The following is a 20,184-nucleotide window of genomic DNA, read 5'->3' as shown; positions in this document are numbered from 1 at the left end:
TATAAATTTTATACTTCATGCGCAAAATAGCTTTTTTATTTATGTTAAGTGTTTATTTAAATATAAACGCACAAGATTTTGATTTTCAATATGATCACTATTCATTTATAGTGGAAGACCTTAAAACCACTGGAGATTTTTATGCAGAGGTATTAAAGCTAGAAGAAATACCACATCCTTCGGCATCCAAAGGGTTTAGATGGTTTAAAATCCATGGTAACTCGCAGCTGCATTTAATTGGGAAAGATCAAGTTAGCCGAGACAAAAACAAAAGTGTTCATCTGTGTTTGGCAACCCAGAACTTAGACCAGTTAATCATTTATCTGGAGAAAAAAGGCATTACCTATTGGGATTGGCCCGGAAAGAAAAATGCCGTTACAGATAGAGCTGATGGGGTGAAACAGATATATGTTCAGGATCCGGAAGATAATTGGGTGGAGATTAATACCGCTAAACATTAGTTTTAAAAATTAGAATTATTATGAGTACTGCTATAAAAAGAATTTTTCCCCTTGGCTTTCCTTGGGAAACAGAAGACCCTTTCTTATTCTGCGTTTATCATTTAGATCATTATCCCATAGGCAACGAGCAAATGGAACCAGCTGTTTCTTTAGAAGGCAGAAATTTAGGGAACGACTTTACCCTTAAAGATGGTTGGAGAATGTATCATGGCCAAACAATTCCTGGATTTCCCTATCATCCGCATCGTGGCTTCGAGACTGTAACTATTGTAAATAAAGGTTTTTGTGATCATTCGGACTCTCTAGGAGCTGCTGGAAGGTTTGGTTTAGGAGATGTGCAATGGATGACCGCTGGCAGGGGGGTACAACATTCGGAAATGTTTCCATTATTACATACAGACAAAGAGAACCCTTTAGAGTTGTTTCAGATTTGGATTAACCTGCCTAAGGCTAATAAATTTGTAGACCCTCATTTTAAAATGTTATGGCACGAGGATATCCCAGTAATACAACAGGAAGATGCAGAGATTAAAGTAATTGCCGGAAGATTTTTGGAAACTAAAGCACCTGAACCCGCACCCAATTCTTGGGCTAATAAGGCTGAAAACGAAGTGGCTATCTGGAACATACACTTAGCTCCTAAAGGCACACTTACTATACCCTCAGCCGCATCAGATGTAAATAGAACTTTGTATTACTATGAAGGAGAGAGTGTATCCATTGATGGAAAAACAATTAATCCAGACCATGGTTTGTCTTTAAACGCCAAGACATCTGTAAAAATCTTGAACGGGGAAAAGAAATCGCACTTTCTCTTATTGCAAGGAAAACCGATAAACGAACCAGTAGCCAAATACGGCCCTTTTGTTATGAACACCCAGCAAGAAATTCAACAGGCTATGGAAGAGTATCGACTAACTCAATTTGGGGGCTGGCCCTGGCCACATGCCGATAATGTGCATGACAGGGACAAAGGCAGGTTTGCCAAATACCCAAATGGCGATTTAGTAGAAAAATAGTCTTTGTTATGTAATTCTTTTGGAAAATTAACCAATAGAAAATCCCGGAGCCAATAATCCCTGCACCCGCTCAGGATGTCGTTTAAGATAGGCCGCTACAAAGGGACAAAGAGGTGCTAATAAGAATCCCTCTTTCTTAATATAGGCAATTGTCTTGGATACAATGGCCGTACCTACACCTTTGCCTCCCAATTCCAGCGGAACTTCAGTATGGGTAAGGTAAATAACACCTTGACTGTTTAGTATATATTCGATAAAGGCAATCTTTCCGTCTATAGCTAGTTCAAAGCGTTTTTTAGGCGTTTCCAGGTTATTGTAGAGTTCTTCTGCATCCCAACTATTTCCGTCCATTAGAAAAGGTTTTATAATTGAAGAACATCCTGCTAAACCCTCTCAATCCTTGCGCCTATTGCCTTTAAACGATTGTCAATGTCTTCATAACCTCGATCTATCTGTTCAATATTATGAATTGTAGAGGTTCCTTTGGCTCCCAGAGCGGCGATTAATAGCGAGACTCCTGCTCTAATGTCCGGGGATACCATGGTGGTAGCTTTTAAGGTCGACTTAAAGTTATGTCCTATTACGGTAGCTCTATGAGGATCGCAAAGAATAATTTTTGCACCCATGTCTATCAATTTATCTACAAAGAAAAGTCGACTTTCAAACATCTTTTGATGTATAAGAACTTCTCCTTCAGCCTGCGTGGCTATAACTAAAAGAATGCTTAAAAGGTCTGGCGTTAAGCCAGGCCAAGGGGCATCAGATATGGTTAGAATAGAACCGTCAATATAGTTATGAATTTTATAGCCATTGGAGTGCTCTGGAATAAAAATATCATCGCCTCGTCTTTCTATGGTAATCCCCAGCTTTCTAAATACTGATGGTATCTGCCCCAGATCGTTCCAGCTTACATTTTTAATGGTCAACTCGCTGCGGGTCATAGCTGCTAAGCCAACCCAGCTTCCTATTTCTATCATATCCGGAAGCATGGTGTGCGACGTACCTCCTAAACTCTCTACCCCCTCTATTTCCAGCAAGTTTGAACCGATTCCGGTAATCTTAGCCCCCATTCTATTGAGCATTTTACAAAGTTGTTGTAAATATGGCTCGCATGCAGCATTGTAAATGGTGGTCTTTCCTTCAGCCAATACGGCCGCCATTACGATATTCGCAGTACCGGTAACGGAAGCTTCATCAAGCAGCATATAGGTGCCCTTTAATCTCTCAGCTTCTACTCCATAAAAATGTTCTTCCTTATTATATCTAAAATTGGCTCCAAGTTTAATAAAACCTTCAAAATGGGTATCCAGCCTTCTTCGACCTATCTTATCCCCTCCCGGCTTAGGTATATACCCTTTGCCAAAGCGAGCGAGTAAAGGTCCGACAAGCATAATAGAACCTCTTAATCCTCTACCATCTGTTTTAAATTGATCGGATTGCAGATACGAAAGATTTACATCGTCTGCCTTAAAGGCATAGGAACCCTTGCCTTTTTTCTGAATCTTTACACCCAGGTCTTCTAATAAGCTAATTAGCTTATTAACATCTACGATGTCTGGGATATTATTAATCAATACCTCTTTTGAAGTAAGCAGTACTGCGCAAAGAATTTGTAAAGCCTCGTTTTTGGCTCCTTGTGGCGTAATCTCGCCATGAAGCTTATGGCCGCCTTCAATTATAAATGATCCCATCTCAGGAAATAAATTTAATAACGTTTTTTGCCCCTGTTAGAGCCTCTTTGATTCTTTTTCCCAGAGTTATTGGATCTATTAGACTTGGGAGTTCTTCCCTTCATCAATTGGTCGCTTTCTGAAAGACTAATCCCATCGCTGGCACAGTCTATTTTACCATCGCTTAATTCATAAAGGTGTTTAAATATGGCTTTATCTTCTACCGTATCTTTATTCCAATTTAAATAACACTTCTTCATATGGTTAGCAATAGCATATTCCAGACCGGCTCTTTTATCGCCTTCTTCCCAGCTAGTTGCCACATCAATCATTCGTTTTATGTTGTTGCCATAAAAACGATATTTTGGATGATTCTGGGGATATTCTAAAGGATCTGGTCTTGCCTGAAGCATCTCCTTGGTGGTAATAGGAAAAGGAGATTCTACGTCCAATTTAAAATCTGACATGATAAAAAGCTGATCCCATAATTTGTGTTGAAAGTCTGGTACATCTCTTAAATGGGGCTGAATATTTCCCATTACACTTATTATAGCTTGTGCTACCTTATTTCTCTCGGCGTCATCTTTTATGGATATAGCGTAGTCTACCATTTTTTGAAAATGACGACCATATTCTGGTATAATGAGCTTTTCCCGCTCAGTATTGTATTCTAAGTTTTCTACTTGATTCAAACTATCTTCTAATTCTGATTAAAACTCTGTGGAAGTGTACTAATAACGTCGGCAAATTAGGAAAATTATATCAGTTATACCACTTTATAATGATATTACCCCTTCTATGTGTCCAACTTCCTTGTATTTGGCAATAACTTTATCCGGATTTTCTAAATTTACGGTTATAGAAACACTGGTATATTTACCCTTACTAGATTTTTTTAATTCGATTACCGCTCCGGTATTATCAAATATTTCGTGAATCTTGTTAATTTTTGCATCGTCTGTAGGTACAATGAACTTATACAAATAGTCAGATGGCCAGGTACTGCCCTTTTCCAACTCATTTTTTAATCTTTCATAAAATTCTTCTGACTTCTGCGCGTCCATAAAGCTATTTTTTACAAATATAATCCTTCATCTGCAATTTTTAATGCTTGAAGGTATTGATTACTTTTACTCTAATTAAACAAGGTATATTGAAGGTTAAAAAAATTGCAATTACTGGAGGTCCCAGTACAGGAAAAACGGCATTAATTCAGCAGCTGCAAAAAAAAGGCTATCCTTGTTTTCATGAGATTATCAGGGAAATGACCTTGAAAGCCAAGCAAGAACTGCATAATAAGGCAGTTGGAAGTAATCCACTTACCTTTGTTAAAGATCCCTTTGCCTTTAACAAGAAGATTCTGGATGGCAGAACAAAACAGTTTCTCGAGGCCGATAAGTCTGCAAAGCCTGTAGTTTTTTTTGACCGGGGAATTCCAGATGTATTGGCCTATATGGATTTCTTTAAACAGGACTACCCCTGCTCTTTTGAAAACCATTGCAACATCTATCAATACCATCAGGTATTTATACTGCCACCCTGGGAAGCAATTTTTAAATCGGACAATGAGCGGATGGAGAGTTTTCAAGAAGGGATTGCCTTACACGAGTACCTAAGCAATACCTATAAGAAGTTTGGCTACCATCTTTTAAGTATTCCGGAAGGGAGTATAGAAGAACGAATACACTTTATACTTACTTGTTTAAAGAATCAGTAGATGTCTAGCCAGGTTCAAACAGTCTTAAAAAAATATTGGGGATTCGAAAACTTTAGGGGTTCTCAGGAAAAAATTATTAATGCCATCCTTCAGGGAGAGGATGTCTTAGCACTTTTACCGACGGGAGGCGGGAAGTCTTTATGCTATCAAATTCCTTCCCTAGTTTCGGATGGTATCTGTATCGTAGTTTCTCCTCTAATTGCCCTGATTCAAAACCAGGTACAGCAGCTAAAAGACAAGGGCATTAAAGCACTGGCTCTCACTGGTGGGATATCTCAAAATCAGCTGATAGATTTGTTAGATAATTGTATTTATGGCGGATACAAATTTGTATACCTCTCTCCAGAAAGACTACAACAGACTTTGGTACAAGAGCGCATTGCTCAAATGAAAGTAAATCTAATTGCAGTAGATGAGGCGCATTGCATATCCCAGTGGGGTAACGATTTTAGACCTGCTTATTTGCATTGTGCTGTTTTAAGAGATATAAAGCCTGAAGTCCCCATTTTAGCGCTAACGGCTACGGCCACCACTGTGGTGGCAAAAGACATTATTACAAACCTAAAGTTTAATACACCAAAAATAATACAAGACTCTTTTAGTAGAAGTAATATTGCATTTGCTGTTGTACAGGAAGAGAACAAACAACAACGCCTCTTGGAATTATGCCGGGCAAATAAAAGCAGCAGTATTGTTTATGTTAGAAGTAGAAGAAAAGCGCAACAGCTCTCTACCTTTTTAAATAGGCATCACCTAAAAGCTGGCTTCTATCATGGAGGATTACCTAAGCCAAGCAAAAAAACGAGTTTGAACAACTGGTTACAAAACCAAACCAAAATCATGGTGGCTACCAATGCTTTTGGGATGGGTATCGATAAACCTGATGTAGGGCTTGTAGTGCATTTTCAGATACCCGATAGTCTTGAAAACTATTACCAGGAAGCAGGTAGAGCCGGAAGAAATGGCGAAGAAGCCAAAGCAGTACTTGTAACCAACAAGGAAGATGCATTACATTTAAAAAAGCAGTTTTTAGACGTGCTTCCAGATGTAGCCTACCTAAAAATGATATATAAAAAGTTAAGCAACTACTTTCAGATCCCCTACGGAACGCTCCCTGATGGGTCTTTTCCATTTAGTATCGAGGCATTTTCAGAAACCTATAAGCTGCCTACCTCAAAAGCCTACAACGCCCTAAGAATACTCGACCAAAATTCTGTTATTAGTCTCACCCAGAACTATAGCAGAAGTACAAAGCTTCAGTTTATAACCCACAAACAGGTATTAAGAGACTACTTAAAACAAAACAAGGAAGCTTATGAACTAACACAGACCATTTTAAGAACTTATGGTGGTGTTTTTGAATTCGAGACCAATATCAACATCCTTCTGTTGAGTAAAAAAACTTCATTTACGGAGGAGAAAATTATAAGGCACCTAGAGCAATTTAAAAAAGACGAAATAATTACATTCAAGAACAGCTTCCGAGATATTGATCTAGTCTATTTGGTTCCAAGAGAAGACGACCGTACTATTAACGTTTTTGCCGCCAAAGTAACACAACAACTAAAGGCCAAGGTATTGCAAATTGAAGCCATTTTGGCTTATATTGATAATAATAAACTTTGCAGAAATATACAGATCCTAAATTATTTTGGGGAGAATACAGGGAAAAAGTGTAACAATTGTGATGTATGCTTACAAACAAGAAGTTTTGGCAGGGAAGAGTATTCCTTAATAACGGACTCCATATTTAAAGAATTAATTGCATCCGATAGGTCGTCAAGAGAATTGTTAGTAGCATTGCCCTTTGATGAAAAAAACATTCTTAAAGCAATACAGTATATGCTGGAAGAAGATGTAATTTATATTACTGCCATAAACCAATACGCATTAAAGAAATGAAAGATTTAAAAATTGTTTTTATGGGTACCCCAGACTTTGCGGTGACTACATTACGCGCCCTAGTAGATGCGGAATATTCTATAGTTGGTGTGGTTACTGCACCAGACAGACCTGCTGGAAGGGGCAGAAAAATAAGAGAATCTGCAGTAAAAAATTATGCAAAAGAAAAAGGCTTAACGATTTTGCAGCCTCTAAAACTAAAAGATCCAGAATTTTTATCCGAGCTCAAAAACCTTAGGGCCAACCTGCAGATTGTAGTAGCTTTTAGAATGTTACCTGAAGTTGTATGGAAAATGCCCGCGTATGGAACATTTAATCTTCATGCTTCCCTATTGCCCCAATACCGGGGGGCAGCTCCCATTAATTGGGCCATTATTAATGGGGAGAAAGAAACTGGGGTCTCTACCTTCTTTATTAACGAAAATATAGATACCGGCGCCATCCTTCTGCAGCAGACTGTGCCCATAACTAAAGATGATTCTGCAGGCACTTTACATGACAAACTCATGGAAACCGGGGCATCTTTGGTGCTTAAAACTGTTATGGAGATTAAGAAAGGAGGAATACAGGCCAAAGAACAACCTATGGTGGAGGTTCTAAAAGAAGCTCCCAAGCTACATAAAGAAAATTGCCGAATAAACTGGCGTAGGCAACTATTACCGATTTACAACCATATCAGAGGGTTGAGCCCCTACCCCGCTGCCTGGACGAAATTCCAGAACGGTAAAGAAGTATTAGATATTAAGGTGTACAAGGCCAATTGTCTTTATGAGGAACACAACTTAGAAATAGGAAGTATTGTAGCTACCAAAAAAGAATTAAAAGTAGCTGCAGAAGGAGGTTTTATTAGCCTGTTAGAGATACAACTTCCCGCTAAAAGAAAAATGCCAATAAACGTCGTTTTAAATGGATTACAAATAGCACAGAATGCCAAAATGTTGTAAAGGCCCATGTGCGTTGACCTCCGATAAGATGCACATTTTTTATCACTTTATCAACAAACGTTTCAAGTTATTAACAAAAATGCTGATTTGCCCCCATATTACTTGGTTAAACCGCAAATCCCTATAAATTTGTTTAAGCTTAAAAATATTTAACAACAATTAATTTATTTAAATTATGAACAAAACAGAATTAATTGATGCCATGGCAGCAGATGCAGGCATCACTAAGGCAGCGGCAAAAAAAGCATTGGAGTCTTTCCTAGGTAATGTAGAAGGATCCTTAAAAAAAGGCAATAGAGTTTCTCTTGTAGGATTTGGCTCTTGGTCTGTTTCTAGACGAAACGCTAGAGAAGGAAGAAACCCATCTACAGGAAAAACAATTCAAATTGCTGCTAAAAATGTAGTTAAGTTTAAAGCAGGTTCAGATTTAAGCAACTCTGTAAACTAGTCCAGACTTGAAATATATACGAAAGCACTCCTCCGCAGGGGTGCTTTTTGCTTTATAGGCCTTTTGCCAATTCATTTAATTGTCTTATTTTTAATTTAACATTATCATGCTATGACCACGCTAAGACCACAAAAAGGAAAATTGTTAATTGCGGAACCAACCCTTACAGGAGACGTTTCTTTTAATCGGTCGGTGGTGTTATTGGCCGAACACAACGACGAAGGTTCGGTGGGTTTTATTTTAAATAAGCCTTTAGAATATGATATCAGCGATCTAATTGAAGATATTGAAGTTCCTTTTCAGGTCTTCAATGGTGGGCCTGTAGAACAAGATAACCTTTATTTTATACATAAAGTACCGCACCTAATAGATAATAGCATAGAAATATCAGATGGTATTTACTGGGGCGGAGATTTTGATAAAACCATTGCACTAATAAACCAAGGGGTTATCACCAAAAATGACATTCGCTTCTTTTTAGGATATTCTGGCTGGGCTTCCTTACAATTAGATGAAGAATTAGATTCAAAATCCTGGATAGTGGTACGCAATAAATACCAAAGCAATATTATTCAGAAATCTACCCTTGCTTTTTGGAAAGAAAAAATGATGGAATTAGGTGGAGACTACCTCTTGTGGTCTAATGCTCCTGAAAACCCTAGTCTTAACTAAACCTGGCGGCAGCGTTTAATTTTCCTACCAGACTGCGCGCCCTCGCGTCAGCAAAATTTTTCTTGCGATACTTTGTAATAGAAACTATACCCTGAATACTATTAGTAAAGAACAATTCATCTGCCTGTTGCAGTTCAAAAGGCGATATAGTTTTTTCTTCTGCCGTAAGACCCTCCGTTTTTGGTATTATCTCAAGTAATTTTTTACGAACCACTCCTTTTATACAGCCGTCTGCCAGTGGCGGTGTAAGAATTTTAGTTCCCTTAACCATAAAAATATTCCCATTTAAAACTTCGGTAACCATTTTTTTATCGTTGAGTAGAATACAATTATCGAGGCCATTTTCTTGAGCATAAACACTTCCTAATACATTGATAAGTCGATTGGTTGTTTTTAAGTTAGACAAAAGCCCCCTAGACAGGGTAAAGTCTTTGTATAACTCTATTTCACAGGCTTTTTCTGTAAGAGTATAAAAAGGTTTTTCTAGAGGACTTGCCTCTATACAGTATGAAATCTCATTGGTCCTCGGGCTGTATAATCCACCGGGGTTTCTAAAGATAGTGATACGAACTCTTGCCCCGTGGGAAATAGCCAGTTCATCGGAGGTTCTAGTTATCTCGTCTTGCAAAAATTCCAAGCTAAAAGACATAGGAATTTCCATTCGTAAAATTCGCATAGAAGACATGAGACGCAGGTAGTGGTCTTCCCAGAATACAGGCCTCCCGTTGAGGACCCTAACGGTTTCAAAAAGGGCATCGCCATATAGAAACCCTCTGTTGTTAGTACCTAGTAAAAACTCCTTATCCTGCGATAATTTTCCGTTAAGATTAACCATAAAAAAAGCCTTGAATAACAAGGCCAAATATAAGTATAAGGTAGGTATTTAAGGTACTATTTTGATCCCAACACCTGTTTTAAATCGGAAACCTGATTGGTCCACAACATCTTGGCCTCGTCGATTTCATCTTCCTCAGCAAAATCTGTGATAAAAAGAGAAACATCTTTGGTAATTTCATCTACAATAATTCGCATTTCAAAAAAGCTATCGTCTTCATTTTCAGACCATTCAAATTTCACGAATTCATCCGTCTTCTTCTTTAAAAGTTTGGCTTCTTCTTCGGAACCATCCCAAATAAAACTAAAGATTTCTCCGCGAGAATTTACGTTATCTGCAAACCACTCCGATAACCCTGACGGGGTAGACAAGTACTGGTATAACAACTGTGGCGAGGATTGTATAACAAACTCTATCTGAAACTTCGACTTCTCACTCATGTAACAACATATTTACTATGGGCAATATATATATTTATAAATGATAAAAAAATAAATACGTCAGATTATTTTTTGAGCAATGAATTTTGATGAACAGAAAATTAACGTGTATATTTGCAGCCGTTTTTAACCGATATGGCGAGGTAGCTCAGGCGGTTAGAGCGCAGGATTCATAACCCTGAGGTCGGGGGTTCAAGTCCCCCTCTCGCTACAAACCCTTCCATTTCTTTGGAGGGGTTTTTATTTTGAGTTTGTTTACTTTCTTCCTGAGCAAGGAGAGGTATGTATTTGTAAAAAGAGTCAGTTGTAATTTTTAAGATTTACTGTCGAACAAATAACTTATTCTAATAAATCGAGGAAATATCTACAATTAATGCATAGTTTTTACTTATAAGCTATTAATTATTAGTAGTTTATAAATAATTTACTTTGTAACCATACAATCTTATTTTAGGTTTGGATGCGATTCGAATTGGCCATATGGAACACTGCTTCTAAGGATTGCTGTTAAATGACTCCCACTCTTTCTAATCCTAATCCAAACTTTACCTTCGTTTTACCTATATTTAAGGAAGAATAATCTAAATATGTCAGAAAAAATTTCAATGGATAAAGCCTTTCTTCAAAGACTTAAGAAAATCATTGATCGAAACTTGAATAAGGAAAATTTTGGCGTTTCCGAATTAGCAAAGGAAGTTGGATTAAGCAGATCGCAATTGCATCGAAGGCTAAAATCTATTAATGATAAATCATCTAGCCGGTTTATTAATGAATATAGACTGCAAAAAGCCATGGAAATGCTACGAGAAAATCTGGGCACTGTTTCCGAAATTGGTTATTCTGTTGGTTTTTCCAGTACTTCTTATTTTATTAAATGTTTTCATGATTTTTATGGTTACCCCCCCGGCGAAGTTCGCTTTCGAAAACTAGCGCCTTACCCGTCTAAAATACCAGAAAAAAGGCAGGTGAATAACATTATTTGGGTGTTTCCCATGCTTCTGGTAATTGTATCGAGTTTCTATTTCTGGAGTAACAAAAATGCTACGATCGACTTGACGGATATCGAAAAATCTATCGCAGTCTTGCCTTTTGTTAATGACAGCCCCGATAAAACAAACCTTTATTTCTGTAACGGAATAAATTCGGGAATCAGAGAGCAATTATCAAAAGTGCCGGAATTTATTGTTTTACCCCGAGGAATGGTAGAAAAATATAAGGACAGCGCCATTTCGCCAAAACAAATTGCGGAAGCTCTTGGGGTTAACTTTTTAGTAGAAGGGAGGGTACAGCGTCTCGAGAATAGAACTATCATTTCGGCAGAATTAATTTATGCAAAAGACAACCAAATACTGTGGTCTGATAGATATGATAAAAACATATCCGAAATATTCAATGTACAAACAGACGTCATTGAATCTATCTCTAAAACACTAAAAACCATATTATCTCCTGAAATTGAAAACAGACTAGAACATATACCAACTAAAAATCAAATCGCCTATGATCATTACCTCAAAGGGGAAGAATATCGATTTAAGGCAAATCGGCAACTTCAAAGACACCAAGAATGGTTGGTTAATCTGAATAAGTCTAAACTCTCCTATGAATTGGCCATTGAAACAGATACCTTATTTGCCATGGCCTATTTGGGACTGGCAAAGTCTATTTACTATAGAATGTACCCCTATCGACCAGACGATGGTACTTTAGAACATATCCTGGGTTTGGTAAACAAAGCGATTATTTTGGACCATAATTATGCCAATGCCTATATTTTCAGAGGAACATTATACGAGAGAAATAATCGTGATGATGAGGCCAAAATAGATTTTGAAAAGGCCTATGGTCTGGCCCCAAATCATCCGGATGTTCTCATATTTATGTCTAATGTCCACTATGAAAACAAAGATTTTGAAAAGGCAATCGCTGAAACCCTTAAAGTAGAAAAAGTAACACAAGACAAGGAGTCTTTGATAAATTCTTATAACCGGATGACCTTGTATACCGCCATTTTAAGAATGGATGAAGAGGAAGAATATTATTACAATAAGATTGCAACGCTAGACACCACCTTTTTTGGTCCAAGGATATTCAATTTTTTAAAACTGGGCCAGGTAGAACGCGCCCTCTCCTACGTCTTAACCAAGTGCCCTGAAGACAATCAGTTAAAAAATGGTTTACTTGCCTATTTGTATATACAAATGCGTGATAACAAAAACGCACAAGTATACTATGAGAAATTATATGATCAGATTAAAGAGGAAGGAATTACGAGTTTTTATTCTGTTTTTGCCCCTATCCATTATGGAACACTTTTAATAAAGGAAGGACAGATTGAAAAAGGAAGAGCTTTATTGAAAGAACAGCTTAGCATTATGGAAGACTATCTCAATAAACAGCCAGTCCGGTGGGTAAATCCCTTGATACCCTATTATAAGGCAAGTCTTTACGCCACCCTCGGCAACTATGAGAAGTGTTATGAGAATTTAAAGATATTTGAAGAATCTGAGCCAGGTTGGCTATATTCCGGAGATTTTGTCAGTTTCGCTAAACACGATGCCCAATTTGATATTTTACAAAAGGATTCTGTTTTTTTAGCCTCGCTGCAGCACGGTGAAAAAAGACTCAAAATCATTCAAAATAAAATAAGACCTTATTTTCCCACCAATTTATTGGAATAATAATTCTAAATTTAAATCTAATGCGCATTCTACCGCTAATAATATTATCGATTTTCTTTATTAACTGCGAAGTAAAATCAAAGGAAGAGAATTTCAGTTCTAAAGTTGATATGTCAATTCTTGCAAAAGAAATTAAGTCTCGTCTGCGGGAATATGAAACGCATCTTCAAAACGGAGATTCCATAGCGTTGGGAGATATGTATATGGAAAATGCAGAAATAATACCCTCTAATAAAGGAAGAAAAGAGATAATTAAAGTCTTTGGAAGTTCCATACGACATGGAATAAAAGGTTCCACCTTTACAACTACGCATCTATGGGGCAATGAAGAACTGCTCGTTGAAGATGGGACTGGAACTTGGTATTATAAAGACAGCATAGTAGCTGCCAGCGGTCGATACTTATTGGTTTGGAAAAAGGACGATGGGAAGTGGAAAATTTTGAGAGACACCTGGTTTCCGGACAAGAAAAAATAGTCTAACTAATTCTGCACACCCAATGCAAATTGCATACTCTTCCCTACAATTAAATTCTCAATCTGCATTCATTGTTATTTCTTATCTTTTGAATAGGTGCAATATCAAGACCCATTTTTCACAACCTAGAAAACAAAGACTGTTGAACTTCAGTAGAATAAGCCAAATGGTCTTAAAAAGAATTAAGAGCTATATAGGAATTTACTTCAATAACTAATCAAGGACAATTTCAACCAAATGAAAATTTTACTACAAACTCTTCTAGTCTTGGCTTATCTAATAGTCCTGCCTGCTATTGAAGCCAAAAATAACCCGCTGGATAAAGACCAAATCATATTCGGCAATATTGATTTAACCCAGGTGACAGACGATATGGTGCCCGTAACCATCAGCCCTACTGGAATAGAAAGTAAATCTATAGTTTACAGATTGCCGAAAGTAGTTCAGGGGACCTATGCAATAAGTGATTTTGGAAGATTCGTTCATGACATTAAAGCATTCGACAAGGAAGGAAGAGAACTTAAGATCTATTCCATCGACGTTAATTCATGGGAAATAGATAATGCGAAAACCCTAGATAGAATAACCTATTTAATCCAGGACACCTACGATCTCAAAGAAGGAGAATTCAATAATATTCCACAGTTTCCTGCAGGCACCAATATCGACCCAGATAACTATGTATTAAATCTTCATGGCTTCATTGGCTATTTTGACGGATTGGAAAATAGTAACTACAATATCCAAGTTATTGCTCCTAAAAGTTATACCTATGCTACAGCACTGCCCTTAGAATCCCATTCAAAGCACTCAGACAAAGAAATTGTAGTCACCAAATTCTTTGCCGAACGGTATTTCGATGTAATAGACAATCCTATCTTATGTGGTCTTATTGATATTGAAAAGTTTAAGATTGAGGAAATAGATATTGTAATCAGTACCTTCTCCCCTAACAATATTTATACTGCCAAAGAAATAAAGGACGTAATAGAGAGCACCATGCAATCCCAAGTAAATTATTTAAAGAATTATGGTCCTACAACATCGAGGTACGATATTCAAATTTACTTTTTTGATGGTAAAGAAATCAATCCAAAAGACTATGGGGCATTAGAGCATCATACTTCCACCCTAATGGTAATGCCAGAAAATACTGCTAAAGAAAACTTATATGAAGATTTAAAATATTTTATCTCTCATGAATTCTTTCATACCATTACCCCTTTGAGTATTCATTCAGAAGATATTCATGATTTTAACTACCATAATCCCAGTTTTTCAAAACATTTGTGGTTATACGAAGGAGTTACAGAATACTTTTCTAAACTGTTTCAGGTAGATCAAAAACTAATTTCCGATCAACAGTTTTATACGATCCTTTCCAATAAAATAAAACGCTCTCAACGGTACGATGACGCCATGAGTCTTACCGCCATGAGTGAAAATATACTTCAAGAACCTTATAGCAGTAATTACCCTAATGTATACCAAAAAGGGGCATTAATCGGCATGTGTTTAGATATATTAATTAGAAAAGAAAGCAATGGTGAAAAAAGCTTGTTGACTTTAATGAAAACGCTTTCTGAGTCCTATGGACAAAACAATCCGTTTAAGGACGATCTTTTGCTTGATGAAATCACAAATCTCACCTATCCTTCAATTGGTGAATTTTTAATATCCCATGTGGAAGGAAGCGAACCAATACCCTATCAAACCTATTTTAATATGGTAGGACTTAACTTAATTGACGGAAAACTTTTCGTTAATATGAAAAGTAACGACAGCCAAATAAGAACCAGAAAATACTGGTTAAACAAGAACATTAATACGCTAGTATTTGAACATGTGAATGTTATCCCGATGACTAAAAACACCGTCCTAAAAGATCAAAGTGTAATTATTGAAGATGGTAAAATAACCAGCATAACTTCAACGAATTCTGCGCCCAAATACCAGGCAGAAAAGGTAATTGATGCAAGCGGCAAATATTTAATTCCAGGCCTATCCGAAATGCACTATCATTGGCGAGATACCAAAAGTCCGATAGAAAACGAATTTAAATTACTCCTTGCTAATGGAATTACCACGGCCAGAAATATGGCGGAATACGAAGGCCAGGACCAAGTAGCCATAAGAGAAAAAACCAATAAAAAAGAAATTTTAGGACCTAACTATTTTACTACTGGTCCTTATTTAAGTTATGACCAACTAAAAACGTTTGAAGATATAGAACGAATGGTTAAAATGCATAAGGCTAAAAAATATGACTTTTTAAAAATTGGGGATGGGGTTGATATTCCAAAAGAAAACTACCTAAAGCTGCTTGAGGAAGCATATAAACAGGAGGTGGTTGTAATTGGTCATGGGCAACATAACTTACCGCTAGAATATTCGCTGAGAATGAAATCGATTGAGCATTTGGAAGAGTTTATATATATCTTTCAAGAAGGCAACGTCTATGAAAATGCAGATAATTTTGAAGACTCAAAAATATTAATCCACGACATGGCCTATCTAAACCAGGCAGCCGAACAAATAAAAGATAGTGGTTTATATGTGGCACCAACACTGGTTATTTTTGAAATGATTCTACAATACTTTGATGAGGAGAAGTTCAGCAAACTTCAAAATCATCCTGAATCGAAATATTTAACCCGCGGGGAGTACCAAAAATATCTGACGGAAAAAAACCATTATCGGGCTGAGTTGATGGGTAAGAAATTAGTGGGAATAGATTCTGACATCTTCTTTAAGAACTTCTTTATTTGGATGAAAAAGTTTACTAAAATATTAAACGAGCACCAAGTTCCTCTTCTTACCGGAAGTGACACCTTTGGCATGGTCGTTCCAGGATTCTCCATTCATAAAGAATTTGAATTTTTAAAAGAGTGTGGCCTAACACCTTATGAAATTTTAAAAGCCAGTACTGTTAATGCCTCCAGATACTTAAATATCATTTCCATGGAAGGCACCATAACGGAAGGTAAGAATGCCAATCTGGTATTGCTAAATAAAAACCCCCTCGAGGATATAAAAAATACTAAAGATATTGATGGGGTTGTGGTAAAGGGAGAGTGGCTTAACAGGACACAATTAGATAAATTTCTAAAAGAAGTAGCCAATTATAATGCCATAAAAAGATAAGTTCCTAGGAGTAGGGTTATATTAGATATTTGTACAGTTAACAGGAATAGCCTATGAACATTCCATTAAAGTGTAACAATACTCTGACTTCTACGTCTTAAATCATTAGTAAACACCAATTAATAAACGATTGTGAAACCAACAACTAAAAAGGTTCTTCAAATTATATTTATCGCTGCAAGTATATCTTCTCTTTACTTTGTACCATGGCTTTTGGTTAAGGCATGGATACTTCCACTTCCAGATAGTATTCAGGAACAAGCGGATGAAGCCATTAGTCATGGTTTCGACGGAATAATTGTTTTTGTAGATCAGGCGGATCAACCATCACAGTATTTTGCTTCAGGATGGCATAATCGAGAATCTAAAATACCAGCCAGACCAGATGCTCTGTTTAAAATTGCCAGTATTGGCAAACTTTACGATGCTGTTGCCGTTATTAAGTTGGTAAAAAATGGACGACTCTCTCTTGATAAAACAATCGCTGATTACTTACCAGAGCTGGTAGGAAGAATTGAAAATGCAGACAAAATTACTTTAAGGCTGTTGATACAACATAGAAGCGGTATTCCCAATTTTACAGATGCTCCAAACTTTTGGGCTGCTCCAACGGGAACCTATGAAGAAAGTCTTGCATTAATTCTAGACAAACCTGCCAATTTTGAACCCGGTGATGACTATGAATATTGCAATACAAACTACCTGTTACTTAATAAGATTGTGGATGATACGCTGGGTTATGGACACTTTCAATTTATTAAGGAAGAAATATTAATCCCTCTGAATCTTAACCATACCTTCGGATCGGTCGATGAAGTGAACCTAGATGATTTGATGAGTGGGTATCACGTAGGATATCCCCATGATTTAAAGACTAACGATTATGGCATGCAAGCCAGTGCAGAAGATGTGGGCACCTTCCTAAGAGCTTTAAACGATGGGTCTGTTTTTGCACCCGGAGAAAAGGAACTATATACGTCTGTTTATGAGTATGAGCATTCAGGTTGGGTCCCGGGATACCAAAGTTTCGCAAAATATCATAAAGAAATTGATGCCGTAGTTGTTGAATTTTACAACACAACAGATCCTAAATTGTACAATTGGAACCTGTCAGAAATCATAAATAATAGAATCGTGAAAATTCTAAAAAAGAAAAATGGTTTATAGGTTGATCTGAACCACTAAAACATTCTTTATAACAACATAAAGAGTATAATTACTCCTTGAACATTGGCTTTCGGCCAATACTACATTTTAATAATCATATCAAATTGGGGCGCCGATTCGATAACTCTATTAATAATTTCAGGAGCTACTGATTTTTCTATGGCGTTCTCTTCATTTTCTGGAATACCAATTTGTTCAAAAAAGGTTCTAAAACCTTTTGGGCTATGGATATTTACCCATTTGCACGGTGCATCACTTTTGTTAGTGAAGGTATGTAAGGTCTTCGGTGGAATATCCACAGATTCTCCAGCCTTTACTAGTTTGTGAGTGCCATTAATAAAAAACTCCATTTCGCCTTCCATTATTAGGAAAGATTCTTTAAAAGAATTGTGCATATGTGGCGGTGGACCTTGCACATGTGGCGGGGTTTCGGCTACCATCAGGTCATAGTCACCTGTTGTTTCGTGTGTTGTTACCTTATGTCCAAGAACCCATTTAGTATTGTTTAAATTCATCTTATGAGATTTTTATCTCACAAACTTAGGGGATAATTTTTTTTAATCCAAATTTTACGAGATATTTGTCTCATGAACAAAGAATATGTCAATACTGGTAGAACCAATCAAAAACTAGAAACAAGGAATAAAATACTGGCAAGTGCGCAATACTTCCTGAATAAGGGATTAGTATTTAACTTAGAAGACATTGCCAATAAAACAGGGATATCGCGAGCAACTATCTATAGGTACTTTTCCAATATAGACATATTGGCCGCAGAAGCAGCCCTAGATGTGAGTACCCAAAGTCCCGAAACACTTTATGACAACTCGAAGGGGAAAGGTATCGAAGACCAGATACTTGAAATTCAAGACTACTACAACACACTCACCATAAATCATGAAAATTTATTTCGAAAATATCTAAGTGCCATTTTAGACTCAAGTAGTTCTTCTCCAAAAAGAGGAGCAAGACGAAAAAAAACACTAAAATTAGTACTAGAGGATACAGACCTTACGAACAGGGAAAAGGAGGATCTTTCAAACCTATTAAGCATTTACATGGGAATGGAACCATTAATTATTACCAAGGATGTTTGCGGTTTAAACAATAAAGAATCTATGGAATTAATGAAATGGGGTATGAAATTATTGCTCAAAGGGTTGAGGCTATCCAAAAAATAAAACCTTTGAATACGAGCGATATAAAAAAGAGTAGCTATCTTAATCAAACAAAAAAATGATTAGAATTTCCATATTAAACTAAAGCCATCAACTTAAAATCTCCGAGATTTTAATTAACAAGCTTTGGAGAAAATAGTATCAATAAATACCACTTGCCTTACTATGAACCGAAAAAGATTTATTGAAAAAGGAATTATGAGTAGTGTAGGAATAAGCCTTATTCCTACAATTACTTATGGAACTAAGCAAACTGACCCAGAGCCATATAAGGTTGCCTTAGTTAAAGAATTTGTTCTTGCTGGGCATTTTAATCTAGACAAGGTAAAAAATATGTTGCTTGACTATCCCAATCTAATCTATAGCCGATACGATTGGGGAAATGGAGATTTTGAAGAGGCAATTGAGGGTGCAGGTCATAAAGGAAACAAAGAATTGGCTAACTATCTTATAGAAAAGGGTGCCAGAGTAAATCTTTTTGTACTAACCATGTTAGGAAAAACAGAGTTGGTTAAACCTTCCCTAGAAGCATATCCCAACCTAATACATTCCAAAGGTCCACATGGATTAAGCCTGCTTCACCACGCGGAAGTTGGAGGAAAAGAAGCAGATGAATTAAAGGGGTATTTAATTGAAAAAGGATTGTCAGAAAAGAGTTTTTCTTTGAAATAGCCAACTCAAATGACATATAAAAACTCGTTCTATGCAAAACCTCTTTCTAGATAATACCCGGGGTTTTAAATAATATAGTATTGGAGACTGTAAAAACATAAAAAATGAAGTTACTAATTATTGGTGGTAATGGAACCATCGGCAAGAAGGTTGCCTCTTACTTTTCACTAGAAAATGAAGTAGTTATTGCAGGGCGCAGCAGTGGAGATGTCAAAGTAGATATTTCAAATCTAAACTCCATTAAAAGTATGTTTAAAAAAACAGGATCTTTAGACGCTATACTTTGTATTGCTGGCGAAGCAAAATGGGGAAGTTTTAAGGATCTTAAAGAGAAAGATTATTACATTGGTATTAAAAGTAAACTAATGGGACAGGTTAATTTGGTTAGGGTTGGGCAGAACTTCCTGAATAAAGGAGGCTCTATAACCCTTTCAACTGGAATTTTGGCAGACGACCCTGTAGTGCAAACAGCAAGTGCAGCAATGGTTAATGGCGGACTTCATAGTTTTGTAAAAGCCGTAGGGTTGGAAACCGAAAATGCTATTAGAGTAAATGTTGTATCACTAGGAATGGTCGAGGATGCTTATGAAAAGTATAAAGACTATTTCCCAGGACACAATCCTGTTCCTATGTCTAAAGCGGTTAACGCCTATATAAGAAGTGTGAAAGGAAAAGATAATGGCAAGATTATCAGAATATATGAATAGGAAGTAATTTATTTTAGGACAGTCCTGATTAAATCCCTAAATGAGTCAAAA

Annotated in this window: 21 protein-coding genes and 1 tRNA gene; 15 read left to right on the top strand and 7 right to left on the bottom strand. The window is 36.8% G+C overall.

Annotated elements, in window-relative coordinates:
• Window positions 1–17: 17 nt before the first annotated feature.
• Together PXG98_RS13330 and PXG98_RS13325 are read left to right on the top strand one after the other, a co-directional pair.
• Window positions 18–461, top strand: coding sequence for a VOC family protein (locus tag PXG98_RS13330; RefSeq protein WP_276391832.1), 444 nt, complete (start codon window positions 18–20; stop codon window positions 459–461).
• Window positions 462–481: 20 nt separating this feature from the next.
• Window positions 482–1,480 carry a pirin family protein gene (locus PXG98_RS13325; protein ID WP_276391831.1) on the top strand — a complete coding sequence of 333 codons (999 nt, stop codon included), beginning with the start codon at window positions 482–484 and terminating at the stop codon, window positions 1,478–1,480.
• Window positions 1,481–1,507: 27 nt separating this feature from the next.
• On the opposite strand, the gene PXG98_RS13320 is transcribed toward PXG98_RS13325, so the two are convergent.
• The 4 genes from PXG98_RS13320 to PXG98_RS13305 form a co-directional block, all read right to left on the bottom strand.
• Window positions 1,508–1,831, bottom strand: coding sequence for a GNAT family N-acetyltransferase (locus PXG98_RS13320; protein ID WP_276391830.1), 324 nt, complete (start codon window positions 1,829–1,831; stop codon window positions 1,508–1,510).
• A gap of 32 nt (window positions 1,832–1,863) precedes the next feature.
• Window positions 1,864–3,171 carry a UDP-N-acetylglucosamine 1-carboxyvinyltransferase gene (gene murA, locus PXG98_RS13315; RefSeq protein WP_276391829.1) on the bottom strand — a complete coding sequence of 436 codons (1,308 nt, stop codon included), beginning with the start codon at window positions 3,169–3,171 and terminating at the stop codon, window positions 1,864–1,866.
• Window positions 3,172–3,185: 14 nt separating this feature from the next.
• Window positions 3,186–3,842, bottom strand: a complete 657-nt coding sequence (locus tag PXG98_RS13310; RefSeq protein ID WP_276391828.1) for a DUF4290 domain-containing protein — start codon at window positions 3,840–3,842, stop codon at window positions 3,186–3,188.
• A gap of 84 nt (window positions 3,843–3,926) precedes the next feature.
• Complete coding sequence (locus PXG98_RS13305) at window positions 3,927–4,214, bottom strand: DUF493 family protein (RefSeq protein ID WP_276391827.1); 288 nt, start codon at window positions 4,212–4,214, stop codon at window positions 3,927–3,929.
• An 89-nt stretch (window positions 4,215–4,303) separates the two neighbouring features.
• Here PXG98_RS13305 and PXG98_RS13300 point away from each other — a divergent pair, with 89 nt between their 5' ends.
• From PXG98_RS13300 to PXG98_RS13280, 5 genes are all read left to right on the top strand, one after another.
• The gene (locus tag PXG98_RS13300; protein WP_276391826.1) at window positions 4,304–4,867 is read left to right on the top strand and encodes an AAA family ATPase; all 564 of its coding nucleotides are present in this window, start codon (window positions 4,304–4,306) and stop codon (window positions 4,865–4,867) included.
• On the top strand, window positions 4,868–6,769 hold the full coding sequence (locus tag PXG98_RS13295; RefSeq protein WP_276391825.1) for a RecQ family ATP-dependent DNA helicase: 1,902 nt from the start codon (window positions 4,868–4,870) through the stop codon (window positions 6,767–6,769). It abuts the gene before it with no gap.
• The gene (gene fmt / locus PXG98_RS13290) at window positions 6,766–7,713 is read left to right on the top strand and encodes a methionyl-tRNA formyltransferase (RefSeq protein ID WP_276391824.1); all 948 of its coding nucleotides are present in this window, start codon (window positions 6,766–6,768) and stop codon (window positions 7,711–7,713) included. The genes PXG98_RS13295 and fmt overlap by 4 nt, the downstream gene beginning before the upstream one ends.
• A 175-nt stretch (window positions 7,714–7,888) precedes the next feature.
• A complete protein-coding gene (locus PXG98_RS13285; protein WP_276391823.1) occupies window positions 7,889–8,161 on the top strand; it encodes an HU family DNA-binding protein in 273 nt (90 codons plus the stop codon).
• Between the two features lie 111 nt (window positions 8,162–8,272).
• Complete coding sequence (locus PXG98_RS13280) at window positions 8,273–8,833, top strand: YqgE/AlgH family protein (RefSeq protein ID WP_276391822.1); 561 nt, start codon at window positions 8,273–8,275, stop codon at window positions 8,831–8,833.
• On the opposite strand, the gene PXG98_RS13275 is transcribed toward PXG98_RS13280, so the two are convergent.
• Together PXG98_RS13275 and PXG98_RS13270 are read right to left on the bottom strand one after the other, a co-directional pair.
• Window positions 8,826–9,668, bottom strand: coding sequence for an aminotransferase class IV (locus tag PXG98_RS13275; protein ID WP_276391821.1), 843 nt, complete (start codon window positions 9,666–9,668; stop codon window positions 8,826–8,828). The genes PXG98_RS13280 and PXG98_RS13275 overlap by 8 nt on opposite strands.
• A gap of 56 nt (window positions 9,669–9,724) precedes the next feature.
• Entirely contained in the window at window positions 9,725–10,108 is a 384-nt protein-coding gene (locus tag PXG98_RS13270) for an START-like domain-containing protein (RefSeq protein ID WP_276391820.1), read from the bottom strand.
• Window positions 10,109–10,245: 137 nt separating this feature from the next.
• On the opposite strand from PXG98_RS13270, the gene PXG98_RS13265 reads away from it, so the two are divergent.
• From PXG98_RS13265 to PXG98_RS13245, 5 genes are all read left to right on the top strand, one after another.
• Window positions 10,246–10,319, top strand: a tRNA-Met gene (locus PXG98_RS13265).
• 376 nt (window positions 10,320–10,695) lie between these two features.
• Window positions 10,696–12,789, top strand: a complete 2,094-nt coding sequence (locus PXG98_RS13260; RefSeq protein ID WP_276391819.1) for a helix-turn-helix domain-containing protein — start codon at window positions 10,696–10,698, stop codon at window positions 12,787–12,789.
• 20 nt (window positions 12,790–12,809) lie between these two features.
• The gene (locus PXG98_RS13255) at window positions 12,810–13,265 is read left to right on the top strand and encodes a YybH family protein (RefSeq protein ID WP_276391818.1); all 456 of its coding nucleotides are present in this window, start codon (window positions 12,810–12,812) and stop codon (window positions 13,263–13,265) included.
• A gap of 237 nt (window positions 13,266–13,502) precedes the next feature.
• Window positions 13,503–16,409, top strand: a complete 2,907-nt coding sequence (locus PXG98_RS13250) for a M61 family metallopeptidase (protein ID WP_276391817.1) — start codon at window positions 13,503–13,505, stop codon at window positions 16,407–16,409.
• Window positions 16,410–16,538: 129 nt separating this feature from the next.
• Entirely contained in the window at window positions 16,539–17,576 is a 1,038-nt protein-coding gene (locus PXG98_RS13245) for a serine hydrolase domain-containing protein (protein WP_276392754.1), read from the top strand.
• An 80-nt stretch (window positions 17,577–17,656) separates the two neighbouring features.
• Here the strand turns inward: PXG98_RS13245 and PXG98_RS13240 are convergent, their stop codons facing one another.
• Window positions 17,657–18,091 carry a cupin domain-containing protein gene (locus tag PXG98_RS13240; RefSeq protein ID WP_276391816.1) on the bottom strand — a complete coding sequence of 145 codons (435 nt, stop codon included), beginning with the start codon at window positions 18,089–18,091 and terminating at the stop codon, window positions 17,657–17,659.
• 72 nt (window positions 18,092–18,163) lie between these two features.
• Here PXG98_RS13240 and PXG98_RS13235 point away from each other — a divergent pair, with 72 nt between their 5' ends.
• From PXG98_RS13235 to PXG98_RS13225, 3 genes are all read left to right on the top strand, one after another.
• Window positions 18,164–18,757, top strand: a complete 594-nt coding sequence (locus tag PXG98_RS13235; protein WP_276391815.1) for a TetR/AcrR family transcriptional regulator — start codon at window positions 18,164–18,166, stop codon at window positions 18,755–18,757.
• A gap of 162 nt (window positions 18,758–18,919) precedes the next feature.
• Window positions 18,920–19,426, top strand: a complete 507-nt coding sequence (locus PXG98_RS13230) for a hypothetical protein (protein ID WP_276391814.1) — start codon at window positions 18,920–18,922, stop codon at window positions 19,424–19,426.
• 104 nt (window positions 19,427–19,530) lie between these two features.
• Entirely contained in the window at window positions 19,531–20,133 is a 603-nt protein-coding gene (locus PXG98_RS13225) for a short chain dehydrogenase (protein WP_276391813.1), read from the top strand.
• Window positions 20,134–20,184: the final 51 nt, after the last annotated feature.

It is taken from the genome of Eudoraea chungangensis, assembly GCF_029360665.1.
In the GTDB taxonomy this organism is placed as follows: Bacteria; Bacteroidota; Bacteroidia; order Flavobacteriales; family Flavobacteriaceae; genus Eudoraea; species Eudoraea chungangensis.
This window is presented reverse-complemented; position numbering and strand designations above follow the sequence as displayed.

Excerpts from the sequence above, each read along its gene's own strand:
- PXG98_RS13330 (WP_276391832.1), top strand. The coding sequence starts at position 18 with ATGCGCAAAATAGCTTTTTTATTTATGTTAAGTGTTTATTTAAATATA.
- PXG98_RS13325 (WP_276391831.1), top strand. The coding sequence starts at position 482 with ATGAGTACTGCTATAAAAAGAATTTTTCCCCTTGGCTTTCCTTGGGAA.
- PXG98_RS13320 (WP_276391830.1), bottom strand. The coding sequence starts at position 1,831 with ATGGACGGAAATAGTTGGGATGCAGAAGAACTCTACAATAACCTGGAA.
- murA (WP_276391829.1), bottom strand. The coding sequence starts at position 3,171 with ATGGGATCATTTATAATTGAAGGCGGCCATAAGCTTCATGGCGAGATT.
- PXG98_RS13305 (WP_276391827.1), bottom strand. The coding sequence starts at position 4,214 with ATGGACGCGCAGAAGTCAGAAGAATTTTATGAAAGATTAAAAAATGAG.
- PXG98_RS13295 (WP_276391825.1), top strand. The coding sequence starts at position 4,868 with ATGTCTAGCCAGGTTCAAACAGTCTTAAAAAAATATTGGGGATTCGAA.
- fmt (WP_276391824.1), top strand. The coding sequence starts at position 6,766 with ATGAAAGATTTAAAAATTGTTTTTATGGGTACCCCAGACTTTGCGGTG.
- PXG98_RS13285 (WP_276391823.1), top strand. The coding sequence starts at position 7,889 with ATGAACAAAACAGAATTAATTGATGCCATGGCAGCAGATGCAGGCATC.
- PXG98_RS13280 (WP_276391822.1), top strand. The coding sequence starts at position 8,273 with ATGACCACGCTAAGACCACAAAAAGGAAAATTGTTAATTGCGGAACCA.
- PXG98_RS13275 (WP_276391821.1), bottom strand. The coding sequence starts at position 9,668 with ATGGTTAATCTTAACGGAAAATTATCGCAGGATAAGGAGTTTTTACTA.
- PXG98_RS13270 (WP_276391820.1), bottom strand. The coding sequence starts at position 10,108 with ATGAGTGAGAAGTCGAAGTTTCAGATAGAGTTTGTTATACAATCCTCG.
- PXG98_RS13260 (WP_276391819.1), top strand. The coding sequence starts at position 10,696 with ATGTCAGAAAAAATTTCAATGGATAAAGCCTTTCTTCAAAGACTTAAG.
- PXG98_RS13255 (WP_276391818.1), top strand. The coding sequence starts at position 12,810 with ATGCGCATTCTACCGCTAATAATATTATCGATTTTCTTTATTAACTGC.
- PXG98_RS13250 (WP_276391817.1), top strand. The coding sequence starts at position 13,503 with ATGAAAATTTTACTACAAACTCTTCTAGTCTTGGCTTATCTAATAGTC.
- PXG98_RS13240 (WP_276391816.1), bottom strand. The coding sequence starts at position 18,091 with ATGAATTTAAACAATACTAAATGGGTTCTTGGACATAAGGTAACAACA.
- PXG98_RS13235 (WP_276391815.1), top strand. The coding sequence starts at position 18,164 with ATGAACAAAGAATATGTCAATACTGGTAGAACCAATCAAAAACTAGAA.
- PXG98_RS13230 (WP_276391814.1), top strand. The coding sequence starts at position 18,920 with ATGAACCGAAAAAGATTTATTGAAAAAGGAATTATGAGTAGTGTAGGA.
- PXG98_RS13225 (WP_276391813.1), top strand. The coding sequence starts at position 19,531 with ATGAAGTTACTAATTATTGGTGGTAATGGAACCATCGGCAAGAAGGTT.